Source organism: Streptomyces sp. GC420, from assembly GCF_009916105.1.
Taxonomy (GTDB): domain Bacteria; phylum Actinomycetota; class Actinomycetes; order Streptomycetales; family Streptomycetaceae; genus Streptomyces.
The window spans coordinates 1-1,225 of record NZ_JAAAXQ010000758.1 but is presented as its reverse complement, the minus strand read 5'-3'; the positions used below and the strand labels follow the sequence as shown (position 1 = coordinate 1,225).

Annotated in this window: 1 protein-coding gene and 1 pseudogene; one reads left to right on the top strand and one right to left on the bottom strand. The window is 71.1% G+C overall.

Annotation, left to right across the window (positions count from 1 at the left end):
• Positions 1-48 precede the first annotated feature (48 nt).
• Positions 49-813, bottom strand: coding sequence for a DUF4239 domain-containing protein (locus GUY61_RS38430; RefSeq protein ID WP_166634911.1), 765 nt, complete (start codon positions 811-813; stop codon positions 49-51).
• Positions 814-1,113: 300 nt separating this feature from the next.
• On the opposite strand from GUY61_RS38430, the pseudogene GUY61_RS41030 reads away from it, so the two are divergent.
• A pseudogene (locus GUY61_RS41030) lies at positions 1,114-1,225 on the top strand (LysR family transcriptional regulator); the annotation flags it as partial.

Below are 1,225 nucleotides of genomic sequence, written 5' to 3'. Positions count from 1 at the left end.
GTGCTCGCGATCGTCGAGAAGTAGGTCGGGCGTCCGGGGGCGTGGCGCTCAGCCGAGGGCTTGCGGGAACAGTTCGATGAACGGTTCCGCGGTGTCGGAGCCGCTCCGTCCGAATGGTGCGTCGAAGTCCCAGATCAGGAAGAGCAGGAAGGCGATCAGGGCGCTGAAGAGCCCCGCGAGCAGCAGTTCCCGGGAGGTGCGGCGGATCTGCAGGGCGAAGATCAGCCCGACCGTCACCAGGCCGCCGATGATGAGACCGAACCAGACCACCCCCGGCATGGTGGAGCCCGCGCCGCGGCCGCGCGCCTGCCTGGCCTCGTCCGCGGCCGCGATGTGGTCGACGAGCGGCTGGTATGCCTGGCTCTCGTGGTCGGTGCGTGGACGGTAGTCCGTCACGTCGCGGCGTACCCGCTCGAGGAGCGCTCCGCCCCGTTCCGTGATACGGCCCCGTTCGCCCTCGGCGGGCCACTCCTCGCCGACCACATGAGCCACATACGCGTCGACGTCCTCGCGGACGCGCTCGCGGACCTCCGCCGGATAGACCTGGACGCGCTCGCGCACTTCGTGCAGGGCCTGGGCCTCCCGCGCGACCTGCTCCTCGGCCGCGCCCCGCGCCTCCCAGACGCCGGCGATGGCCAGGCCCAGCACGATGGCGTACACGACGCCGATCATCATCGTCATGTACTCGAGGACGTCCGGTGTCCCGGAGGTGTCGTCGTTGTCGCTGGTGAAACGGTGGTTGGCGATGACGATGACGAGCACGACGGCGCATGCCGCGATCATCGCGATGCTCAGGACGAGCCATTCGGACACGGGTGCCTCCACGGGCCTTGCTGCGGTGCGGAAATCGGCTGCGGGGCGGGGTCGGCGGGATCTGTGACGGGCGCGGTGGCGGCTCGGTGACGGGTTCGGTGTCTGTTCGACAGGGGATTCGAACGCGCTCAGTCGTGGATCCGGCCGCGGTTCAGGCCGCGGATCCTGCCGCGGACCAGGCGGTGGTGACGGAGGGGCGGGCCGGTCAGCGGGAGCGCGGCCGCAGGATCGCGGCGGCGAGCAGGGCGGGCACGGTGACGAGAAGCGCGAGCCGGAACACCGACAGGCCGCCGGCCGGGCGGGTGCTGCCGGCGCCATCTGGTGGAGATCTGCGAGGCGGCCGGCTTCACTCCGCGCATCGACTTCGCCACGGACGACTATCCGGCGGTGATCGGCCTCGTCGGTGCCGGTC